Origin of the sequence: Caulobacter flavus (assembly GCF_003722335.1) — a bacterium.
GTDB lineage: Bacteria > Pseudomonadota > Alphaproteobacteria > Caulobacterales > Caulobacteraceae > Caulobacter > Caulobacter flavus.
Window position 1 is genome coordinate 4855564 of record NZ_CP026100.1, and the last position, 23169, is coordinate 4878732.

Here is a 23169-nt window from a genome sequence, read left to right on the forward strand (position 1 = left end):
TTGTCAGGGCCGGGGCGCCCGCGCATCGCTGTCGGCGCTGTTGATCAGGAAGATCGCCAGCACGCTCGCGGCCTGGGCCAGATCGGCGGACGACAGTCGCTCCAGCGTGTCCAGGCTCGCGTGGTGGGCCCGGCTGTCGTAGTCGAGCGGATCCTGCAGGAACGAGATTCCCGGCAGGCCTATCTCGGTGAAGGTCGACTGGTCGGCGGGCCAGTGCGGCCCGTCATGGACCGCCAGAACGCCCAGGTCCTTCAGCGGCGCGATCCAGGCGCGGTAGAGCTCGGCCAGGGCAGGGTTGCCGCCGGTGAAGACGCCCCGGATACGGCCCGAGCCGCCGTCCAGGTTGAAGGCCACGCTGAAGCCTTCGTACTCCGGTCCCTTCCGCAGCGGACCGACCTTGGCCCGCCGTCCCTCGACCGGCAGCGCCATCTGCTCGGGCGCGGTGGAGCGCGGGATCCAGCCCAGGCGCCGCCTGGCATAGGCTTCGGAGCCATAGAGCCCCTGCTCCTCGCCGCCGTAGAGCACCACGCGGATCGTGCGCCGAGGCTTCGCCCCGACGGCGCGCAGGATGCGGACGGCTTCGAGGGTAGCGGCCACGCCGGCGGCGTTGTCGGCCGCGCCGGCGCCCGCCGCCCAGCTGTCGAGATGCGCGCCCGCCAGCACCACCTGCGTCTTCAGCGCCGGGTCCCAGCCAGGCAGCTCCGCCACGACGTTGTAGCCGGGCTCGTTCGGATCGCCCTCCTCGGTGGCGATCTCCAGCGCCAGGCGCGGCGCCGCGCCGGCCTGCGCCAACCGCCAGCAGCGGGCGTAGGCCTGGCCGTCTAGATAGAGCGCGGGAAATGAAGGGCGTTCGGCCGATAGCCATGGACGGCCGCCGAGCTCCGAACCGTCGACGACCATGGCGCCCGGCGCGGCGGCGCCGCCGTCGATCACGACCGCGCGCACGCCCTCGGCGGCCAGGAAGGCGTTGCGGCGGGCCTTGAACAGCCCTTCCCGCCCCTGCCGCGCGCGGCGCTCTACGACGGTGCGATAGTAGGCGCGCACGGCCTCGGCCGCCTCTCCCCGCGACACCTGTTCGTCGCTGTGGCGTACGACCGCCGGGCCGTCGGCGGGCGAGGCCGTCGGCGCCCCCAGCAGGACGACCTTGCCTGCCAGCCGCCCCTTGAAGCGCCGCAGATCCTCGTCGGTTTCCAGCCGGACGGCGACCGCTTCGCCCTCGACCGCGCCCCTGGTGGCCACCGACCAGGGACTGGCCGCGGCCGCGAACTGGGCCTGGTCCGGCGCGATCATGCGCGCCCAGGCCAGGGTCTGCCGCCAGGACAGGCCGAACGGGCCGATGGGTTCTAGCCTGGGATCGCTCAATCCCAGCGTCCGCATCCTGGCCAGCGCCCAGTCATAGGCCCGCCGCATGCTGGGAGAACCCATAAGGCGGGCGCCGACATCGTCGACCAGGCTCTCGGCATGGGCCATGGCCTGGCTGCGCTTCAGCCCCTCGTCGCGGATGGCCTGGTAGAGGGCGAGGTCGGGAACCGACGCCTCGCGCGCGACCGCCTTGGGCGCCAGCGCCACAGCGCCAAGCCCCACCAAGGCCCGCCGGCGCGCCAGCCTCACTTCAGCGCTCCGTGGGCAGGCGGATCACGCCGACGTCGCCCTCGATGTCGATCCGGGTTCCGAACTGCGCCGAGGCGACCTGGATCCGCTTCAGGATGCGCTGGGCGTCCTCGTGCGACGGCGACTTAGGCGTGCCCTGCAGGCGCTCGTCCTCCAGGTTCTGGACGAACGGGTGGATGCGGATCACGGCGACGCGGCCCTCGCGATACTCGCTGACCGCCACGGCCCCGTCGTACCACTCGGCCGGCAGGGTGAAGCCCCGGAACTGTCGGTTCCTGTCGCCGACCTGGAACATCAGGCTGCCCATGCCGTAGAAGATCGGTCGCCCCTTGTAGATCTCCACCCCCAGCAGCGCGTGCGGACCGTGGCGCACCACCGCGTCGGCGCCGGCATCGATCAGGTCGTGGAACAGCGGCCTCATGTAGTCGGCCGGTCGGGCGTCCTCCGGGTCGGACGAAGCCGTCTCGTGGGCGTGGATCGAAAACAGCACCAGGTCGGCCTTGCCGCGCGCCTCCTTGACGCTGGCCAGGGCGGCGGCGCGATCACCGGCGTCCAGGTCGTAGCTCAGCCCCGGCCGCTCATCGACGCGGAAGGTGGTGCGGCCGATGGTCAGTTCGTCGCCGGTCCTGGCGGCGCTGAAGACTTCCGGGTTCTTGGCCGCGTCGGGCGTGGCCGAACGGGCGGCGATCTCGCGCAGGGTCCGCATCTGCTCTGGCGTCACCCGCTGCAGTTCGCGCGAGCGCAGCGGCGCCAGGCCCGGACGGGCGCGGAAGCCCCGGGCCGGATTAGGGTCGGTGGCCAGCGAGATGTCGGTATAGGTGCCGGCGAACGACACCAGGGCCACCGTGCCGCGCCCCGTCTTGGCGTAGGCCGGAGCGCGCGCGGCGGTCAGGCTGTCGCCCGTGCCGGCATGGGCGACGCCGGCGGCGTCCAGCGCCTGCCGGGTCAAGGCCATGCCCTCGACGCCGAAGTCGGTGGCGTGGTTGTTGGCCATCGACATCAGCCTGAAGCCCATCGCCTTGAGGTCGAAGGCCACGGCCGCGTCGTTGACCGGCGTGCCGCCGCCGTTCTGGGCGGCCGGCCAGCCGGAGAACTTGTCGAAGTCGAAGATCGCCCCTTCCTGGTTGCCGAAGGCCGCGTCGGCGCCCGACAGCAGCCGCTGGATGCGCAGCGTGCCGGGATCGCTGTAGCCGGTGATCGAGTGCTCCGGGCCGATCAGGTCGCCGGTCACGGCCAGGGAGAAGCCGTCCTTGACGGTGGCGGGCGCCTGGGCGGCGGCGGAACCGGCGATCGAGGCGGCCAGCAAGGCGGTGATCAGTAGACGCATTTCATCCCCTCCGTGCCAGGCTTGCGCGCCCACTGGTAGACCTCGACCGCCTCGCCGCGCGGCAGGTAGGTCAGCGGGAACGTCCTGCCGTCGCGGGTGACCTTCAGGGTCAGGGTCGCGGCCTGATCGCCCTGCACGCCGTCCAGCGCGACGGCATAGGTGACGACGTCGCCGTCCTTCAGCCCAGCCTTGGCCGCCTCCGAACCCGGGACGAGGCCGCGAATGGTCTTGGTCGTTCCGACCAGCGACCGGGGCTCGAAGCCCAGCTCGAAGCGGCGGGCCTTGGCCGTCAAGCGGGTGAAGCAGGGACCGAAATCGTCGGCCTCCGGCAACATCAGGCCGCCAGCCAGCATGGCCTCGTGCAGCTTGCGGCCGTCCTCGCCCAGTTCCTTCGCCACCAGCTCGACCCAGGCCGCGTCGTCGGCCTTCTCGCCGGCGGCGAAGCGGCGGTTCATCTCCAGGACGAGATCGTCGACCGAGCGCTTGCCCCCGCTGGCGCGGCGGATGCGGCCATCCAGCACTGCGAAATAGAGACCGCCACGGTCGTAGGGCAGCACCCGGATACGGCTGTCCTCCCAGAAGCGCGGCGCGATCTCGTGGTCGGGCGTGCCGTTCAGCGGATTGGCGTAGTAGCGCCGCGCCGTGTCATTCAGGTCTTCGAGGAACTCGTCCGCCGAAAGCAGGCCGGCCCGGAACGGCAGCAGGCCCTGATAGTGCACGGCGATCCCTTCGCCGTACCACTGGCCGGCGTCGGAGTCGGTCCAGGTATGGACCATCTCGTGGGCCAGGGTGCCCTTGAGGCTCTCGCCCCGGGTGTCGGCGCCGTAGGTTGTCAGGAACGAGCGGGTCAGCGCCGTGCCGCCCCCGGCGTTGATCGGGTTGTAGCGCAGGAAGACGCGATAAGGCGGCACGGCCTTGTCTTGGAAGAAACCGCTCATCCAGCCGTGCAGGCTGTTGGTCCACGCCATCAGGGGCGCGGGATCGAAGGGCGGCTTTCCCATCCAGGCCGACGAGAAGCCCGCCTCGGACACCGCCGCCGGCTCGCGCTTCATCGGACCGGCCATGAACACGGTCGAGGCCAGTTGGTCGGCGGGACCGTCCGGCAGGGCGACGTCGCCCTCGCCGAAGCTGGAGGTCGCCGTCGAGCCCTTGGGCAGCGCCGCCAGGTCCCAGCGCAGTCGGATACGGCGGACGGTCTTGTCCTCCGGGAGCAGGATGAAGGTGTTGCCGACGCCGGAGACGCCGCCGCCTTCGGTGCGCAAGGCGTAGGGCGGCCCCGATCCGCGCGTGGACGGCGTGTTGTCGACTGGGGCGACGTAGCACACCACGACCGGGCCGCGCGTGGCGCGACCGGCCAGCCAGTGGCGCGACCAGACCATGCCCTTGGCGGGATCGTCCCTGACGGTCAGCGGAATCTCGCCGTCAGCGTCGGTCGCCTTCAGGCCGGTCAGGGTGTCGGCGACGGTGGCGGTGTTGGCGATCACCAGCGGTAGGGTCAGCAGCGGCGCGCCGGACTGGACCGCGAGGTCCGAGAACCGCAGTTCCACCGTCAGGTCGCCCAGGCCCGTGGCCTCGTCCATGCGTCCGGGCGCCAGCCGGACGTCCAGCGACCCGGCGGGCTGGGCCAGACTCGCTCCAGAGCCAAGGGTGAAGGCGGCGGCCAGCCCGGCCAGCAGACGGGTTCTAAAGGTCATCGCACCTGCTCGTAGAGATAGGCCGCGGCCGCCAGATCCTGCACGGCGTGGCCGATCGACTTGTACACGGTAATCTCCGACGGCGACCGCCGCCCCACGCCCGGATCGGCGAAGACCTCGCCGATCTCGGCCTGGATGCAGTCCTCCGCGACCAGGCCGGCGGCGATGGCGCGCAGGAACTCGCCCGCGCCGTTGCGAGCGGATTCGCGGCTTTCGACAAAATAGCGCCCCGCCGACACCACGGCGGCCTCGGCCTCGGCGGCCGAGGCGACGCTGGCGCCGACCAGGTTCACGTGGGTTCCCAGCGTCAGCCACTCGGCCATCAGCACCGGCTCGACCGCGCCGGTGACCGTGCAGACGATCTGGGCGTGGGCGACGGCCTCGCGGGCGTCCTCGACGGCGACCATCGACAGGCCGGTGGCCGCCGACATCTGCGCGCAGAAGGCCTGGGCCCGCTCGATCGAACGGCCCCAGACCCGCACCTCGCGCAGCGGCCGCACCCGGGCCAGGGCCTCTATGTGGGCGCTGGCCTGATGGCCGTGCCCCATCAGGGTCAGGCGCTCGGCGTCGGGCAACGCGAGGGCGTCGGTGGCGGCGGCCGTGCCGGCGGCGGTGCGGATCTGGGTGATCGCCCCGGCGTCGGCGACGCAGACCGCCTGGCCGCTCTCGGCGTCGAACAGCACCACCACGCCCTGGTGGGCGCTGCGTCCTGGCCTATCCGGCTCGGCGAAGACGCTGATCAGCTTGGCCCCGAAATAGCCGCCGTTGAGCAGCGCGCCCGGCATCTGGCCGAACAGCCGCCCCGCGCCGATCGGGATGATCGAGCGGGGCAGTTGCCGGGTCTGACCCGAGGACAGGGCCACCATCGCCTCGCGCACCGCCGTCCGGCAGCCATCGAGATCGAGGCGCTGCAGGACGGCGGCTTCGTCGAAGAACCTCATGCCTAGAAGCTGCGGCTCAGCGCCACGCCCGCCGTCCGCGGCTGCAGGAAGATGGCCTGCGGCGAGCTGGTGCCGCCGCGCGTCGTGGCTTCCACCACGCCGCGCTCGTCGCCCAGGTTCTTGATGTAGGCGCTAAACCTCCAGTCATCGTTGTAGAGGCCCGCGCGCACATCGACCGTCGTGTAGGACGGCAGCTTGATCCGCGAGCCGTAGGCGGTGTTGGCCGTGGTCGTGGGCAGGGTGTTGGCGAAGTCGCCGTAGCGCTCGCCGACATAGGCCACGCTGGCGCCGACGGTGGCCGAGAAGCCGTGACCGATCGACCAGTCGTAGTCGCCCAACAGGCTGGCCGAGACCTTCGCCGAGCCCGGCAGGCGGTCGCCCTTGTCGCCATAGATGGGCGAGGCGCCGGCCGGCGACTTCAGATCGTCCGACAGCTCGGCGTCCAGCAGGGTCAGGGCCCCGTCCAGCGACAGCCCGCGGACCGGCGCCCAGCGGCCCGACAGCTCCAGGCCCTGGCTGCGGGCGGTGGAGCCGTTGGTGTAGTAGGTGAACTGCGAGGCCACGTCCGTGGTCAGCAGCTGGATGTCGTCCCAGTCGACCCGGAACAACGCCGCTTCGTAGGTGAAGCGCGCCGCGGGGATCACGCCCTTCAGGCCCGCTTCGTAGCTGACCACGCTGTCGGACTGGAACGACAGCGGAATGCCCGAGACGCCGCTGCTGTTGGGACCGCCCGGACGATAGCCGGTGGCGATGCGCACATAGGCCATCGTATCGGCCGACAGCTTGTATCGCGGGGTGAACAGCCAGGTCACCGCGTCGTCCGACGACTTGGCCTGCGGCTCGGACGAGGTCGGGCCGAAGAAGCGGACGGCCTGCGGGGCGATGGTCGTGGTCGAGGCGCTGTCCTGATCATTGGACGAGTAGCGCACGCCGGCCTGCACATCGAACGCCGACGTGAAGTGGTAGGTGACGTCGGCGAACGCCGCCTTTTCTTCGAACGTGGCCGGGCCCACCGAGGCGTAGGCGGTCGTGTCCGACCCTGTCGTCGGGCGGACGACCAGCGTCTGGTCCACGGAGATCTTTTCGCGGGTGTAGAAGCCGCCGACCAGCCATTCGAGCGGGCCGTCGGACTTGGAGGCCAGGCGGATTTCCTGGCTGAATTTCCTGGTCTGGTCGGCGTTGATCAGCGACACGCTGGAACCGGTCGGCGCCGAGAAGGCCGACAGCAGGAACCCGAAGGTGTTGGTCTGGTCGAGGTCCGAGGCCGACTTGACGCGGTTGTAGGCGCTGACCGAGGTCAGGTCGGCGAAGCCCAGATCCAGCGTGGCCCGGCCCTGGTACAGGGTGACGTCGACGTCGCGCTTGGTCGGCGCGATGTTGAGCGTCATGTCGCCGTAGTACGGGGTGAAGTCGACGCCGCCGGTGAAGGCGCCCGTGCCGCACGAGGGACAGATGCGGATCTGCGGGCTGCCGACGAACTTGGCTTCCTGGCGCAGGACCGACAGGTCGATCGTCAGCGCGTCGGTCGGCTTGAACAGCAGCGCCGCGCGACCACCTTCGACGCGGTTGTCGTTGACGTCCTCGCCCGCGGCCTTGGCGTTGATGTTGTCGAGATAGGCCGGGTCATGACGGGTGAAGCCGCTGAGCCGCAGGGCCAGTTTCTCGCTGACGATCGGCAGGTTGACCGCGCCGCGCAGCGACCAGCCCTCGCCGCCGCCCGAGACGGTGTTGGCGCCGGCCTCGACACGACCGCTGAACCGCTCGGCGTCGGGGCTGACGGTCACGTACTTCACCAGACCGCCGAGGCTGGAGGCGCCGTAGAGCGTGCCTTGCGGGCCGCGCAGGATCTCGACGCGCTGCAGGTCGGACGGATCGATGTCGATCAGCGGCGACTGGGCCGAGGCCGCGCCCGAGGTCAGGGGCACGTCGTCGAGGGCGAAGGCCACGGTGGCCGCCGTGCCGCCGCCGGTGGTGACGCCGCGGATGGCCACGCCGTTGGCCCGCTGCTCGGTCCCGCCACCGCTCAGCGACACGCCCGGCACGCGGTTGTAGAAGTCGCGGACCTGGACGAGGTTCTGCCGCGAGAGGTTGTCGCCCGTCACCGCCGCCACCGACACCGGCACGTCCAGCAGGCGCTCGGACTTCTTCTGGGCCGTCACCACGATCTCGCCGATCGTCGTGTCGTCGGCGGCGTCCTGGGCATGGGCCAGGGAGCCGGCCAGCAGGCAGGCGCCGCCCGAACTCGCCAGAAGAAAAGCCTTCAAACCGTCGCGCATCTCAAGACCCCCAAGCAGTCGGGCGAGGCGCTGGCGGCCGGCCCGAGACCCATGTTCGCCAACAGCCTTGCAACAGAACGAAGACACCTTCAACATTTTGTTGAACTCATCGACACAGCGTTGAGGTGGACGGAATTTCGCATGCATTCCAGGCTATTGCTGATCAAATGGAAGGCGCCGACGCAAGCGTCGCAACCGAGCGGCGATCGAGTTGCGCCGGGCACGAGGCCGGAATATCAACGCTCTGTTGAACTTAGCCGCGTCGTTCCCGGCCGACCGCCCGCATGAAAGAGCAAACCTCCGTGCAAGACGAAAAGGCCCTGCTGGGCGTTCTGCAAGGCGTGGCCAAGGCGCTGGAATGCGCCGTGAACCAGCACACCGAGGTGGTGGTCCATAACCTGCGCGAGCCGGAATCCTCGATCATCGAGATCGTCAACGGCCACGTCAGCGGCCGCAGCGTGGGCTCGGCGATCATCGCCGGCCCCGCCGAGGACAAGGCCTTCGACACCCTCGTGGCCAGCAAGGCCGCCGCCCACCCCAACGAGGTGCGCGTCGTCTCTAACTATACGTCCAAGACCGGCGACGGCCGCGCCCTGCGCTCGTCGTCGGTGGTGCTGTTCGACGAGGACGGCGTTCCCGCCGCGGCCCTGTGCCTGAACGTCGACATCGGCGCGATCGAGCGCATCCAGCGCGACGTCCAGGCGGCGCTGGTTCCCAGCGTCCTGCCTCCCCTGCCCGCCCCGAAGTCGGAAGCCAACATCGAGAGCCTGATCGAGGAGATCATCGCCTCGGCGCTGGAGACCGCCGGCGCGCCGGTGGAGCGCATGTCGAAGGCCGAAAAGAAGGCCGCCGTCGCCACCATGCACGAACGCGGCCTGTTCGTGATCCGCGGCTCGGTCGAACGGGTCGCCGCGCGCCTCGGGGTCACCAAGTTCACGATCTACAACTATCTCGACGAGATCGGCGCCAAGCGCTCCTGAGCGCCGGCGCCTCTCGACCTCAGTTCGCCGCGTCCGGCTTCCAGCCCCAGGCGTCCATCATGATCTGGAACAGGTGGGTGTTGGGGAAATAGCCGCGCACCCGCTGCGCGCCCGCGCCGGTCGCCAGCGCGACGACCTCCTCGCCGGTGTGGCTGCGGTTGACCATGACGTTCTTCAGGCGGACGACATCCTCGTCCTTCCCGGCCGCCTTCCAGGCGTCGTAGCCTTCCAGCAGCGGCTCGCCGCGACGACCGCCGTCAACCTGCAGGCCGAACGAGTGGTCGGCGGTGAACAGCAGCAGCGTATCCTTCAGGTCGACCCGCCCCTCGATCTCGGCGATCAGCTTGTCCAGGTCGACGAGGTTTTGCAGGCCCTTGCGGGGATCGTCGGTGTGGGCGTCCCACTCGATCACGAGCAGATAGCCCTTCGGCGAGGACCGCAGGAGATCGAGCGCCCGCAGCGAGGCCGCGCGCACGTCGATCTGATCGGCCACGACCACCGGCCGAGCGTTGGCCGGCGAGGCGTCCTCCAGGCGAGCATAGATGGGACGGTCGTTGGCCTTGGCCAGTTGGTCGAAACCGGTTCCACGCGCGGCCAGTTGCTCGCCGATCTTCTGGCGGCCGGCGCCGAACAGCACGTCGACACCGTCGCCGAAGCGCGGAGAGAAGGCCTGCGGAAAGATCTCGCCCCATTTGGCGCGATCGTTCGAGTGCGCGTAGGTGGCGGCCGGCGTCGCGTCGGTGATCGGCTCGGAGGTGACGACGCCGGTCCGCAGGCCGCGCTCCTCGGCGTATTCCAGCAAGGTCTTGGTCGGCGCGCCGTCGACCTTGCCGCGCACCGCGGCTGGCGATTGGCTGATGACGCCGTTGCGGGTCTTCACGCCGGTCACGATCGAGGACATGCCGTTGGCCGAGTCCGAAACGAGCTGGTCGACCGGCGAGGTCTCGCTCAGGCCCAGGTTCGGCCATTTCTGGATGTGCAGCTTCAGGGGCTCGCCGTAGCCCAGCAGGCTGGCGGCGTTCACCGACGGCACGCCGCCGGCGTCCGCGAGGAAGAGGATGACGTTCCTGGCCTTGCGAGGGGTTTCCGGGGCCGCGGACGGCCGCGAAGCGCCCTGCGCCAGAACCGGGGACGACATCGCCAGCGACAGCGAAGCGACGGCCAGAAGGTGTTTGAGCATGGGCATCCTCAGTGAACGTCGCTTCGACGGATGCGCCTTCTAGCGGCTGGCCCGCGGGATTCGTGTGAATTGACTGTTACAGCCGGCCCCTGCGGGCGCGGGGATGATCGCCGCCGGCCTCGCGCGGAACCCTCAAATCGAGCAAGCACGGGGCTGGTCAGCCGCGAGTTGATCACCCATGACGGTGTTATCTTGCACGGTTTTGCAGCATAGTAATGTCTAGGTTGAGGGCGGTGTCGCGCTCGTAGCCGGAGGGTTGGGGGCTTGAAAACTCTGTTCCGTATGCGGCGCGCCATGCTCGGCGCGAGCGCGGCGATATGCGCGTGCGCGGCCCTGGCGGCCGCCGCTCCGGCGTCGGCGCAGGTGACCCTGCCCTCGCGCCAGCAACTCGACCCGGCCAACGCGGCCCCCATCGCGGCCGCGCCGCGCGGCGACCTGTTCAAGGGCGTCGAGGCCGGTCCCTGCGCCTTCCGCGACAGCCCCCTCAAGGTCACGCTGAAGGCGGTGGACTTCCAGGGCGGAACGTCCGGCGCCCTGGCGGTTTCGGACGAGGCCCTGGCCTCGACCTACGCCGAGTTCCTGGGCCGGGAGGCGCCGCTCAGCGTGGTCTGCGACATCCGCGACCGGGCCGCCTCGCTCTACCTGCGGCGCGGGGTTCTGGCCAACGTCGTCATTCCCCAGCAGCGCATCGCCGACGGCCGCCTGACCCTGACGGTCGTCGAAGCGCGGATAGGATCGGTGAACTACAGCGGAGACGCCGGCCCGGCCCAGAAACAGGTCATGCGGTTCCTCGACCAGCTGCGCGGCATGGCCCCGTTCGACCTGGACGCCGCCCAGCGTTACCTGCTGCTGGCCTCCGACGTGCCGGGCGTGCGCATCCAGTCGGCGCTGAAGCCTTCGCCGGCTGGCGACGGCGCCTTCGACCTGCAGATCGCCATCTCCCGCGACGCCGTCGACGGCTCGGCGGTCGCCCAGAACTACGGCTCCAAGACCGTCGGACGCGACCTGACCCTGGCGCGACTGGACCTGAACGGTTTCACGCCCCTGGGCGAGCGCACCTCGATCCTGGGCTACGGCACGCTGTCGAGCGACGAGCAGCGGGTCATCCAGGTGGCCGAGCGCTTCTACATCGGCGCCGACGGCCTGACCGCCGACCTGTCGGGCGCCTGGGGCTGGACCAAGCCGGGCGACGTGCTCGCGCCGCTGGACCTGGAAGGCGACTCGTTCGCCGGGAGCGTCCGCCTGACCTACCCGCTGGTGCGCCATCGCCGCCAGAACCTCAACATCGGCGTCGGCCTCGACTGGATCGACCAGAAGGTCGAGTTCGGCGGCGGCCTGGCCACGCTGACCGAGGATCACCTGCGGGTGTTCTTCCTGCGGCTCGACGGCCACTACGCCCCCGCCGGTCTGGCGGCGCATTCGGTGGCGCTGACCGGCGTGTTCGAAGTGCGCCAGGGCAGCAACGGCCTCGGCGCCAGCCGCTACGGCGACCTGGCGGCCTCCCGCCTGCTGGGCAAGCCCAAGGCCACGGTGATGCGGACCGAGGGCGAACTGGGCGGCCGCCTGGCGGGGCCGGTGATCGGCAAGCTCAACGTCGTCTGGCAGCACACCGACGATCCGCTGCTGTCATACGAGGAATACGGCGTCGGCAACCTGACGATCGGGCGCGGCTACGATCCGTCCGTCGCCTCGGGCGACCGCGCGCTGGCGGCCTCGCTGGAATTCAGCACCGTTCCCCTGCCCTTCAATGGCGGCCGCGCCGCCTGGCGGCCCTACGCCTTCTACGATCTGGCCGAACTGACCAATCTGGGCGTCGGCGCCGGCAAGCTGGACCTGACCTCGGCCGGGGTCGGGGTCCGCGCCCAGCTGAGCTCGCGCGTGGCGCTGAACCTGGCCTGGGCCAAGCCGTTCGACAGCCCGTTCGGCGTCGGCGACGCGCCGTCGTCGCGCGTGCTCGTCTCGCTGTCCGCCGCCCTCTTCTAGCCTGCTGAAGTCTCCGGAGCGTCCTCCATGACCCAGTCGCCGCAAATGATCCACGACCGCGCCCTTTCGGGCGGAAGCCGCACCCGACTGCTGGCGGCCTCGGCCCTGTGCGGCATCGCCGCCGCGCTGGCCCAGCCGGGCCTCGCGCAGACCCTGCCCGCCATCCCTGGCGCCGGAAGCATCACCGTTTCCACCGGCGGCTCGCAACCGGTCATCACCGCACCCGACCCCCAGACGCTGGACATCGACCTCAACGCGCCGCGGACCGTGATCAATTGGGGCAGCCTGCACGTCAGCGGCGGCGACACCATGAACTTCCAGTTCGACGCCGCCAGCGACATCGTGCTGAACAAAACCACCAGCCAGATCGCCATCGACGCGGGCGGCACGGTGACCGGCACGGTCGGCGGCTCCGCCGGCGGCAACATCTGGTTCTACTCGCCCCAGGGCGTGATCGTTTCGCCCACCGCCAACATGACCGCGGGCGGATTCGTGTTCGCGGGCGGCACAGGCCTGATCGACGCCAATTTCGTCGACGCCGCGGACCCGACTACGGTCCTGCGGGCGGCGTCGAACGCCATGATCCGGATGCTCTCGGTCTCATCGGCGACCAGCGCCTCGATCAACTCGGCCGGCGACGTGGTGCTGAGCGCGTCGAGCGGGAACCTCGCCGTCCAGACGGTCTACGGCGCGACCGCTCAGATGAGCACGACCAGCGGCTCGATCACCGTCTCGGAGATCACCGCCACCTCCGGCGCGGCCTCGGTAAACGCCGGCGGCTCCGGCGCGACCGTGACCCAGATCACCGGAGCCACCGGCGCCACGGTGCATTCGGCCTCCAACAGCTCCGTCGGCTCGGCCACGACCACGATCTCCGGCGACATCGAGATCACCAGCAACGGATCGGCGTCGCTGACCCTGGGTAACTCGGCACGAGATGTCAGGCTGGTCGCGCCGCAGGTGTTCATGAGCACCGTCGACGCGGTGCGCAGCGTCTATGTGACCGGCACGATCCAGGCCTTCGTCACCAACCGCATCTTCGCCGGCGACGATATCGAGATCACGGCCGACGGCAACGTCACGGCCGGCGGGCTCTATGCCAGGACCACCGGCACCGGCGCCGACGACGGCCACATCCTCATTCGCTCGACCAACGGCTCGGCGTCCGGCGGCACGCTGCTGACCCAGGGGACGGGCTCCAAGGCCGGCGACATCACCGTCAGCGGCGCCACCACGGCGACCCTGACGACGGGCAGTTCCACCCGCGACGTGATCATCAGCGGCGCGAGCGTCAGCGTGACGAACGCCAGCGCCGCCCGCGACGTCTTGCTGACCGCCACCAACGGCTCCGCCACCGTCATCACCTCGGCCACGGCCGGGGACGACGTCGAGGTCATCGCCACCGGCGGCGACGTGCTGGCCTCGGGCGCCACGCTGAAATCGTCGGGCGTCGGCGCCGCCGACGACGGCCACGTGACGGCCAGATCGACCACCGGCGCCGTCAACGTCGGCTCGGCCGTCACCCAAGGGACGGGCGGCGCGGCTGGCGATGTCTGGATCTCGGCGGACACGACCGCCACCCTGGGCTCGGCGTCCTCGACCAGGAGCCTGACCTGGGCGGGCGCCGGCAGCCTGGCGCTGACCGGAAACTACACCGCCGCCGGTACGGCCACGCTGGTCTCCAGCAGCGGCGCGCTCAGCCAGACGGGCGGCCGGGTGGCCGCCAACGCCCTTTCCGCCTCGGGCGCGACGGGGGTCGACCTGAGCGGCGCCAACGAGATCAATCAGGCCGTCAGCATCCAGGCCACGGCCAACGACGTCGTGCTGAACAACGCCAAGGCCCTGACCATTACGGGCAATATCGACGGACGGGACGTCACCGTCACCACCACCGATGGCGGCCTGACGGTGAACCCGCTGGCCCAAGTCGTCGCGACGCGGAACCTGGTGCTCACCGGCGCGACGGGCTTCACCGGCGCCACCGGCTCTGGCGGGCTGGTTTCGGGCGGCGACAGCGTCACCGTGACCGCGACCACGGGCGATGCGACCGTCGCCTCGCTGACGTCCAACGGCTCGATCCTGGTCCAGGCCCTGGACGGCGCCGCGACGCTGCGGAAGGTCAGCATCGACGGCGGCGGCGCGCTCACGGTCTCGGCGACCGGCGCGGCCACGCTCGGCGCCGACGACCAGGCCGGCATCTCGATCACCAACACCATCGACCGCACCGGCGGCTACGGGACCCTGGACGTCACCTCCTCGGGCGGCGACGCGCGCGTGTTCCTGGCCAGCCTGGCCGGCGGCCTGACCTCGGTCAGCGCCAGCTCCACCAGCGGCACGGCCTCGATCGGCGTCGACAGCGGCTTCACCGCCGGCTCGGTCAGCGGCTTCAACGTCGACCTCTACGGCGGCGGCGGCGCGATCGACGCCGCCGCCATCACCGTGGGCGGCGGCGACTACACCGCCCGGGCGCCGAGCTGGGCGGGCGTCACGCTGGATCCCGGCGGCGCGATCCGCAACCTGTCGATCACCGACACCGACGGCGGCCTGGTGCTGACCAACGCTCTCAACGCCTCCGGCGACATCACGCTAGAGTCCTACGACGTCCTGACCAGCGCCTACGACCTGACCGCCGGCGGCGACGTCACGGTCACCGCGGCGGGCGATATCGACCTCGTCTCGGCCACGGCCGGCGACGACATCGACGTCAACTCGACCGGCGGCCAGGCGATCCTGCGCAAGGCCGACCTGACCGGCGCGGGCGCCGGGCGCGACCTCCGCGTCAGGGCGGCCGCCAACGCCGTGCTGGGCGACCCCGACTACCTCGCGATCACCACCGACAATCTGTTCTCCCGCTCGGGCGGCGGCGCGGGCACGGCGGAGGTCAGGTCGGCCAGCGGCTCGGCCATGGTCCACCTCGACACCAGCGCGGCGATCGACACGCTGACCGGTTCCGACGTCGACGTGACGATCGCCAGCGGACCAGGAACCTTCGGCGCGATCACGGCCACGGCCGGAAACATCTATGCCGAGGTGCTGGACGGCGCGATGACCGTCGGCACGGCCACGGCCGGCAATGGCGACGTGGAGCTCTACAACGCAGGCGGCGACCTGACGGTCACAGGCTCGGTGCATGGAGCCAACCTCGTCCATGTCGAGACCGACGGCCTGCTGGACGGAACCCTGGCCAGCCTGATCTCGAGCGACGGCGACCTGCAATTGATCGGCGGCGCGGTCGACGTGGGCCACGTCACGGCCGACGGGATGATCGAGGTCACGGCCGCCGGCGCCGACGCCACGGTGCAGCTGGCCGAGGCCGGCCAGACCGTCGTGGTCGCCTCGCTCTACGGGAACGCAACCCTGCGCGGCGCCAGCGGACCGGACGGCGTCGTCGTGCTCGCCGCCAACACCGCCACCTTCGGCGCGGACGACAAGGCCTCGATCACCGCCGCCAACTATGTCGACACCAACGCCGCCAGCGGCGGCATGGGCGGCCTGCAGGTGATGTCCTTCAATGGCGACGCCGTGGTGAACATCGATACGGCCACCAACGGCGTCGCGCTGGTCGGCGCGTCCATCGGCGGCAGCGCGACCGTCGTGCAGAAGACCGGCGACCTGAAGATCGACGAGATCGCCGCCTACGACATCTCGATCGAAGCCATGAACGGCACGCTGGAGACCGGCGCGACCACCAGCAGCGGCGGCGACTACACGATCACCGCGCAAGGCTTCCTCGGCGACGCCCTGACCCCCACCCTGTTCTTCGGAGCCGTCCGCGACGTCACGATCACCGACACCCTGGGCGATCTCGACCTGGGCGCCGCGGCGATCCATGCCGACCGCAAGCTGACCATCGTCGCCCAGAACGGCGCGGTGACGGGCCTTGCCCAACTCAGCGCCGGCGCGGGCCTGGGCGACGGCGACGTCAGCTTGACCGGCCAGGGGGTCTCGCTCGCCACGATCGCCGGCGACGGCGACGTCGCCCTGAACGGCGGGACCGGCGTGGTGAACGTCGCGACCAGCGTCACCGTCGACGGCGACTACAGTCTGACCGGCGGCGCCTTCACGGGGGCGGCCCTGTCGCCGCTGGGCGCCAAGGCCGGCGCCTGGACCATCGTCGACAACACCGGCGATTTCGACTTCAGCGGCACGTCCCTGCACTACGGCGGCGGCATCTCGATCAGCGCGGCGGGCGACCTGATGGGCGGCGACGTCACCAGCGACACCGGCGACATCGTCGTCGCCGCCGCCAGCGGCCAGCTGGGCGCGCTGGACGCCTCGTCGGGCCAGGTGCGGGCCGTCGCCAGCGTCGGCGGCATGAGCCTGGCCTCGGCCAAGGCGGCGGACCTGATCGAGGTTTCGGCGGTCGGCGCCGCCGGCCTGGGCGCGGCGGCGCTGACGGGGACGGGAACCAACAGCCTGCTGGTGCGGTCCTCGGCCGGCGACGTGCGGCTGGGCGCGGCGACGCCGGGCGCGATCACCACGGCCAATCTGGTCACCTCGGCGGGCGCCGGCACGACGGTCGAAGCATCGGCCGCGACGGGGAAGGTCGACGTCAACCTGGACCACACCGATACGGCCCTGACCACGATCGCGGGTCTGGGCGCGGTCCAGATGAAGATCGTCAACGGCTCGCAACGGATCGGCGGCGTCAGTTCGACCAACGGCTCGGTGCGGATCGACGGCCCGACAGGCGCGCTGACGATCGAGCAGCTGACGTCGGGCGCGGGGGCCCAGGTCAGCGGCGGCGGCGACACCCGGCTCGTCTCGGCCAGTGTCGCCAGCGACCTCTCGGTGCGTTCCGCTGCCGGCAATTTGCGCTTCGGCGACGCCGCGCCTGGCCGCGTGATCGACGTCGGCGGCCAGCTTTCGCTCGACGCCGCTACAGACATCGCCCAGCAGGGCGGGCTGCGGGCCGACGCGCTGAGCGTGAGGGCCGGAACCGGCGCCGTGCTGCTGGGCGCCAACCAGGTGGCCTATCTCGATGCGGTCGACGTCGCCGCAGGCGGGTTCGCGTTCAACGACACCACCGGCTTCGGCATTCGCGGCCCGGTCACCGCGGCCGGTCAGACCGTCGACCTGCGCTCGGGCGGGGCCATCGGCCAGGATTCCGCCGGCGTTATCACCGCCCAGCGGCTGACGGGTTCGTCGGCGGGCGACGCCGACTTCGGGGCGGCCAACCAGGTGGCCCAGCTCGGCGACTTCAACAGCGCCGGCGGCCTGTTCAGGCTGATCGACAATCGCTCGTTGACCATCGACGGGGCGGTGCGCGGGGCCGGCAAGGTTTCACTCGCCTCGCATGGCGGCATGACGTTCAGCGCCAACGGCAAGGTCGTGGCCGACGGCGCGGGCGACGCGGTGGTCTTGGCCTCCGACGGCGTCTTCACCAACGGTCGCGGCGCCGACGCCGTGACCGCGACCAACGCCGCCGGCCGCTGGCTGATCTACACCCAGGCGTTCGGCGACCCGGCGGGCACGACCGCCGGCAACAGCTTCAACGGCCTGGCCGGCAAGTCCTTCTACGGCTCGGCCTACGACTTCCAGGCGGGGACCTTCGCCCTGGCGCCCAACGCGGGCAACCGCTTCGTCTACGCCTACCGCCCGACCCTGACGGTGACGCCCGTCAGCCAGGTCGTGACCTACAACGGCGCCATTCCCTCGGTGTCGGCCACGGTCACCGGCATGACGAACGGCGACACGGCCGCCGACGCTTGGTCGGGCACGCCCGTCGTCTCGGGCGCGACCAGCAGGAACGCCGGGACCTATGTGCTGACCGCCAGCGGCGCCCTGACCTCGGACCTGAACTACGGCTTCAGCTACGGCGTGGGCTCCCTGCGGATCGACCCCAAGACGCTCGGCGCCGCCGTGGTCGCCAACGACAAGACCTATGACGGCACGACGGCCGCCACGGGTTCGATCGTCCTGACGGGCGTGATCGCCGGCGACATGGTCTCGGCCGCGGGGACTTACGCTTTCGCCGACAGGAACGCCGGCTCGGGCAAGACCGTGACGGCGTCCGGCGCGACCCTGGCGGGCGCGGACGCAGGCAACTACGTTCTCGGCGGGGTCGCCGGTGATCTGGCCGACATCCTGCGCCGACAGGTGACGGTGTCGGCCAACGACCTGTCAAAGCCGTTCGGCCAGCTCGACCCGGCCCTGAGCTATCGCGTCACCGCGGGCTCCCTGGCCGCGGGCGACGCCTTCACCGGCGGGCTCGCGCGGGGCGCGGGCGAAGCGCCCGGAAGCTACGTCATCTCCCGAGGGACCCTGGCCCTTTCGGCCAACTACGACCTGACCTTCGCGGGCGCGATCCTGACGATCGAGCGTTTCCCGATGATCGAGCAGGAGGGCTCCATCATGCTCAAGCATGTGACCCAGTCGCCCGACTTCACGCTCGACTGGGATCCCGAAACCAATCTGGAAACCCAAGGCGCCGCCTGCGAGGGCGAAGACTGCCCACGCCAGGCAGCCGTGATCGACGGCGGCAAGGTGGTGGCGGCCCTGCCCTAGACGCGGGTCGCCCAAACAAGCAGGGCGGACGCCGTCGCTCGGCGCCCGCCCTGCCCGTCAGGTCTCGCTGGAACTACCGCGCCGCCCTGGCGAGCGTCTCCACCCGAGCCACGCCCTTGGCGTTCTTTGTCAGACGGAACGCGTCGAGTTCACGGCCCGTCGCGGTGAAGGCGCGATAGGTCACGGCCTGCGGCGACACCTCGAGGGTCTGGAAGGTCTGGGTGCGCGACGCCGAGGCGGTCGCCCAACTCAGCGGAGCGACCGGATACATCTTAGGCCCGGCGACCGAGACGACATAGGTCGACCCCTTGTCGGACGGATGGCTCGGCCCCGCATTGGTCATCGCTCCCGTCCCGATGGCCCCGCGGGCGTAGCCATGGTCGTGGGCCTGCAGCACCAGATCGACGCCGTACTTGTCGATCAGGGGCTTCAGCGCATCGCGCACCCGGGCGTTGTCGCGATCGGGATCGATCGAGAACAGCGGGAAGTGCAGGAACAGCGCCGTCCAGCGGTTGGGGTTGTTCGCCAGCAGGCCGTCCAGCCAGCGCACCATCTCCGCCCGCATGGCCTCGTCGCCGTGGAACAGCGGCGCGTCGACCGAGATCAGGCGCAGGCCCTGATAGTCGACGGTCCAGGCCGTCTCCTTCAGCTTCTCGACGCCGGCCGGTCCGGTCTCCGGCAGGGTGTACTGCCGCCGCCACTGCGGGTTCAGCACCGGGCCGCGGCCATACTCGTGATTGCCGGGCGTCGGCATCTGCGGGGTCTGGGCGTAGAGGAAGCCGCCGGCGGCGAACCATTCGCCCCACTCGTTGTCGCTGTCGTGGCGATTGATCAGGTCGCCGGCGTGGATGACGAACGCCGCGTCGCCGGCCTTGCGGAACGCCATCCTCATCGTGCGTGAAGCCTCGCTGAGGATGTTGTTCTGCATGTCGCCCATGTAGAGGAACGTGAACGGCTTGGCGGTCGTCGCCGCGGTGCGGAACTGCAGCCATTCCGACCACCGCTCGCCGTCGCCGACGCGGTAGGCATAGACCGTCTCCGGCTTCAGTCCTTTCAGCACCGTCGAATGATAGGCGGCCTTGAACGCCGGGTCCTCGCGCACGGCGATGGTCGCGTCGTCGGTGAGCGCGGGAACACGCACGGCCTTCTGGACGAAGTCGGGCCCGTCCTCGGCCTGCGCGTACTCGACATGGCCCACGAGGCCCGGCGCGGTGCGCCAGGTCACGGCCATCTCATGCGCCGGATCGGCGGTCAGGTTCAGGACGATCCGCTCCGGCTGGAGCGTCGGCGCAACCACTCGCCGGTCCGAAGCCTGGGCCGGCGCGGGTTCGGGACGCAGGGGCCGCTCGGCCTGCCGCGCGAAGGCTGGTCCGCCCAGGGCCGCGAGCGCGGCCCCGAGCATCAGGGTGTGGAGGATCTTCATGGACGCCCCGATCAGAACACGTAGTTCAGGCCGAGCGAGATCGACCGCCCGTTCTTGATGTAGGCCCGGCTGGAGCTGGTGCTGTCGCCGGCCGTGTACCAGTAGGTGTGGTTGTCGAAGAGGTTCTGGACCTGCAGCGAGGCGGTCGCCCCCTTCCACAGCTTGCGCCGGACGTTCAGGTCCACGAACTCGTAGTCCTGCTCGTACGGATTGTTGCCGAAGTCCTGGATGCCCTCGAGGAACTCCGACTGGTAGCTGTAGGCGGCGTAGGTTTCCCAACCCTTGTATTCCCAGAACAGCTGGACGTTGGCCACGCGCTCGGGCGTCTCCATCAGCGGCAGGGTGTAGCCCGCCGGATGCCAGGAGATGCCGGTCTCGGCTTCCGACTTCTGCAGCGTCAGGTTCACGCTGGCGCCGAGCTTCGACAGCGGACCCGGCAGCCAGTGAAACACCTGCTGGGCGCTCATCTCCACGCCGTAGACCTTGGCCCACTTGCCGTTGTTGGGCATCGAGACGGTCACGCCGTCGGGGCCGATGTTAGTCCCCGCCGTCCCGTCGCGGATGTTCGAGGACGAGGAGCGGTACAGGAAGTTCTTGATGTCCTTGTAGAACAGACCCAGCGAATAGGCGCCGGTGTCGCCGTTGTAGCGCTCGATCGAAAGGTCGTAGTTCACGGCCTTCATCGGCTTCAGGTCCGGATTGCCCTGCTCGATGGCGACCAGCACCCAGTCGCTGGTCGGGTTCTCCTCGCCGTCGCCGTCGGGATCGACGTCGTAGCCGTACTCCCGAGCCGAAGACATGCGGGCGATGTCGGGCCGGGCGAAGCTGGTCCAGATCGCGGCGCGGATCTTGGTGCGGTCGTCCAGGCCGTAGTTCAGGTGGATCGACGGCAGGACGTTGGTGAAGTCGCTCTTGTCGGTCGCGTAGTGGCCGCCCTGCACCTCGTCGAGGATGTAGGCGTCGATGGTGTTGTTGGTGTTTTCGACGCGCACGCCGCCGATCACCTGGGCATTGCCGAACCGCGCCGTCGCCATCAGGTAGCCGGCGAAGATGTCCTCCTTGAAGGTGAAGCTGTCCTCGCCGCTCAGTTCGGCGTTGCCCGGATCGGTCGCGAAGCCCTCGAAGAAGGTGCTGTTCCCCGCCATGGCCCGCTGCAGCTCGGCCAGCATGGCCTTGTTGTCGATCACCGTGCCCAGGCGATACCGGCCCGAATACTCGCCGTCGAAGAGGCTGGTCACTTCCTTGCCGTAGAAGCGCGAGAAGTCCGCCAGCGTGCCGTCGGCGTCCAGGTCCATGAACTCGCCGTTATAGGTGGAGCGCTTGGAGCTGTAGAACTTGCCGCCGGTCTTCACCGCCTCCAGCCAGGTCGCGACGGGACGCCATTCGAGGTTGAACTGGCCCTGCCACAGGCGTTCCTGGGCGCCGCCGATCTCGCCCGACAGGCCCGCGAAGGCGTACTGGCTGTTGTCGTGGATCGCCGCCATGCCGGCGTCGTTCAGCACCCACTTGGGAAAGCGGCTGTCGCCGAAATTGGTGACCTTGACGCCCTTGTTGCCCAGCCAGCCGTACTTGTCGCTGCGGAACTCCATCTCGTAGCTGTCGTCGATGTTGTCCTCCGACTTGGCGTAGGACAGGTCGTAGTCGACGGTGAAGTCCCTCCAGCGGCTGACGCCGCCCAGGTTGACCGACATCAGCGAGCCGGTCTCGCGCGAGCCTTCCCAGAAGCGGCGCAGGCGGAAGCCCTGCGGATCCCAGGTCCCCGAGGCGCCGTCCAGCGTGTAGTACGACTTGGTCGAACGGTCGGCGTCGGTGATGCGGCCGTCGCCGTCGCGGTCGACGATCTGGGCCGTGGTGTAGCTGTAGATGCGCCCCAGCTTGGAGTCCGAGCCGATGATCGAGGCCTCAGGGCTGGCCAGGCCCGTCATGGTCTTGTCGACCTGGGTCAGGCGGGTCGAGTTCTTGCTGGTGTCGTTGCGGAAGTTCAGCCGGTTGCTGAACTCGTCCTTGGCGTACTCGTTGAACTGACCGCGCAGGTGGAAGTCGTGCTTGTCGCCGCGGTAATCGAGGCTGGAATTGAAGCCCCGCCGCTCGACCTCGGTCTCGCCGACGGCCAGGTCCATGCCCCGCATGACGAAGGTCTCGGGATCCCAGCCCAGCGTCTCGCTGTTGGCGTACCAGACCGAGGGCTGGTTATCGCCGTCCGCGCCGTTCTGCTCGAACTGCGACTTGCGGCGCGACCAGCTGCCGGTGACGAACACGCCCCAGCGGTCGGTGAACTGGCGGCCGAACGAACCGGCCACCTCGCCCGAGGTCTTGTTGTCGAACTTGTCGAGCATCCCCGCCGACATCGACAGCACGCCATAAGTCTTGCCGTGGTCGAACGCCGTCGGCGTGCGGATGTCGATCGAGCCGCCCAGGGCGTCGCCGTCGCGATCGGGCGTCAGGCTCTTGATGACGGTGATCGAGTCGATGCCTTCCGGCGGCAGAAAGCTGAGGCGGACGCCGCGAAAGAAGTTGTCGTCGCGCGAACCGGCCCCGCCCATGCGCACGCCGTTCATCGTGTAGTTGTTCAGCTCGGTCGACAGGCCGCGGATGGTGATGCGGTCGCCCTCGCCCGTCGTGTGATTGCGCACCGCGTTCACGCCCGGCAGGCGCGACAGGGATTCGGCCACGTTGTTGGCCGGCAGGTCGCCCATGTCGTCGGCGCTGATGACGTCCGAGATGAAGTCGGCCTTGCGCTTGGCGTCCAGCGAGCGGCGCAGACCCGCCGCGTAGCCGACCACGACGCCGTCGACCTCTACGGCTTCGGGCGCGACGGCCTCGGCCTGCGCCGACTGGCGTTCCAGGGTCAGCACGCCGCGCACTTCGCGGGCCTCGATGCCCGAGCCGGCGATCATCTTGCGCAGCGCCTCGCGCGCGGTCATCGCGCCGGACACGGCGTTCGAGGTCCGCCCGCGCGTCAGGCCCGGATCGAACACGATCGACAGGCCCGTGTCGCGCGACAGCGTCCGCAGCGCCTGGCCCAGGTCCTGGGCCGGTATGGCGATGGTGACCCGCGCCTCGGCCGTCCTGGTCGCCTGCCAGGCGTAGGCGGGTGCGGCGACCGACGCCAGGACGGCCACGGCCGCGGCCGTAAGCAGGCCGTTTTTATGGATACGCATTCGAACAATCCCCTCCGATCAAACTGATCGTCACGGGGTTAGACGGCGGCCGCCGACGTCCTGACAGCTGTCATAAAAACTTGTTC

General features: G+C 70.0%; 11 protein-coding genes. 3 read left to right on the top strand and 8 right to left on the bottom strand.

Annotated features, from left to right (window positions below; all coding sequences use genetic code 11):
• Positions 1-3 precede the first annotated feature (3 nt).
• From C1707_RS22105 to C1707_RS22125, 5 genes are read right to left on the bottom strand one after another with little or no spacing between them, the layout of a single operon-like run.
• Positions 4-1611 carry a M20/M25/M40 family metallo-hydrolase gene (locus C1707_RS22105; RefSeq protein WP_101714229.1) on the bottom strand — a complete coding sequence of 536 codons (1608 nt, stop codon included), beginning with the start codon at positions 1609-1611 and terminating at the stop codon, positions 4-6.
• Position 1612: 1 nt separating this feature from the next.
• Positions 1613-2938, bottom strand: coding sequence for a CapA family protein (locus tag C1707_RS22110; RefSeq protein ID WP_101714230.1), 1326 nt, complete (start codon positions 2936-2938; stop codon positions 1613-1615).
• The gene (locus tag C1707_RS22115) at positions 2926-4632 is read right to left on the bottom strand and encodes a M61 metallopeptidase family protein (protein WP_101714231.1); all 1707 of its coding nucleotides are present in this window, start codon (positions 4630-4632) and stop codon (positions 2926-2928) included. The genes C1707_RS22110 and C1707_RS22115 overlap by 13 nt, the downstream gene beginning before the upstream one ends.
• Positions 4629-5573: an ornithine cyclodeaminase family protein gene (locus tag C1707_RS22120; protein ID WP_101714232.1), complete on the bottom strand. Its 945-nt coding sequence runs from the start codon at positions 5571-5573 to the stop codon at positions 4629-4631. The genes C1707_RS22115 and C1707_RS22120 overlap by 4 nt, the downstream gene beginning before the upstream one ends.
• Before the next feature lie 2 nt (positions 5574-5575).
• Positions 5576-7849 (bottom strand): TonB-dependent receptor, encoded by a 2274-nt coding sequence (locus C1707_RS22125; RefSeq protein WP_164467434.1) that lies wholly within the window; start codon positions 7847-7849, stop codon positions 5576-5578.
• 302 nt (positions 7850-8151) lie between these two features.
• Here C1707_RS22125 and C1707_RS22130 point away from each other — a divergent pair, with 302 nt between their 5' ends.
• Complete coding sequence (locus C1707_RS22130) at positions 8152-8829, top strand: helix-turn-helix transcriptional regulator (RefSeq protein ID WP_164467435.1); 678 nt, start codon at positions 8152-8154, stop codon at positions 8827-8829.
• Positions 8830-8848: 19 nt separating this feature from the next.
• On the opposite strand, the gene C1707_RS22135 is transcribed toward C1707_RS22130, so the two are convergent.
• A complete protein-coding gene (locus C1707_RS22135) occupies positions 8849-10009 on the bottom strand; it encodes an alkaline phosphatase (protein ID WP_240633791.1) in 1161 nt (386 codons plus the stop codon).
• A 264-nt stretch (positions 10010-10273) separates the two neighbouring features.
• Between C1707_RS22135 and C1707_RS22140 the strand changes: the two genes are divergently transcribed.
• Together C1707_RS22140 and C1707_RS22145 are read left to right on the top strand one after the other, a co-directional pair.
• On the top strand, positions 10274-11992 hold the full coding sequence (locus C1707_RS22140; protein ID WP_101714236.1) for a ShlB/FhaC/HecB family hemolysin secretion/activation protein: 1719 nt from the start codon (positions 10274-10276) through the stop codon (positions 11990-11992).
• 27 nt (positions 11993-12019) lie between these two features.
• On the top strand, positions 12020-18499 hold the full coding sequence (locus C1707_RS22145) for an MBG domain-containing protein (RefSeq protein ID WP_101714237.1): 6480 nt from the start codon (positions 12020-12022) through the stop codon (positions 18497-18499).
• A 73-nt stretch (positions 18500-18572) separates the two neighbouring features.
• Here the strand turns inward: C1707_RS22145 and C1707_RS22150 are convergent, their stop codons facing one another.
• Both C1707_RS22150 and C1707_RS22155 read right to left on the bottom strand, forming a co-directional pair.
• Positions 18573-19922, bottom strand: a complete 1350-nt coding sequence (locus C1707_RS22150; RefSeq protein WP_240633792.1) for a purple acid phosphatase family protein — start codon at positions 19920-19922, stop codon at positions 18573-18575.
• A gap of 11 nt (positions 19923-19933) precedes the next feature.
• Entirely contained in the window at positions 19934-23083 is a 3150-nt protein-coding gene (locus tag C1707_RS22155) for a TonB-dependent receptor (RefSeq protein ID WP_101714238.1), read from the bottom strand.
• Between the last annotated feature and the right edge of the window lie 86 nt (positions 23084-23169).

Coding starts and splice junctions, on each gene's coding strand:
- C1707_RS22110 (WP_101714230.1), bottom strand. CDS start 2,938: ATGCGTCTACTGATCACCGCCTTGCTGGCCGCCTCGATCGCCGGTTCC.
- C1707_RS22115 (WP_101714231.1), bottom strand. CDS start 4,632: ATGACCTTTAGAACCCGTCTGCTGGCCGGGCTGGCCGCCGCCTTCACC.
- C1707_RS22120 (WP_101714232.1), bottom strand. CDS start 5,573: ATGAGGTTCTTCGACGAAGCCGCCGTCCTGCAGCGCCTCGATCTCGAT.
- C1707_RS22125 (WP_164467434.1), bottom strand. CDS start 7,849: ATGCGCGACGGTTTGAAGGCTTTTCTTCTGGCGAGTTCGGGCGGCGCC.
- C1707_RS22135 (WP_240633791.1), bottom strand. CDS start 10,009: ATGCTCAAACACCTTCTGGCCGTCGCTTCGCTGTCGCTGGCGATGTCG.
- C1707_RS22145 (WP_101714237.1), top strand. CDS start 12,020: ATGACCCAGTCGCCGCAAATGATCCACGACCGCGCCCTTTCGGGCGGA.
- C1707_RS22150 (WP_240633792.1), bottom strand. CDS start 19,922: ATGAAGATCCTCCACACCCTGATGCTCGGGGCCGCGCTCGCGGCCCTG.
- C1707_RS22155 (WP_101714238.1), bottom strand. CDS start 23,083: ATGCGTATCCATAAAAACGGCCTGCTTACGGCCGCGGCCGTGGCCGTC.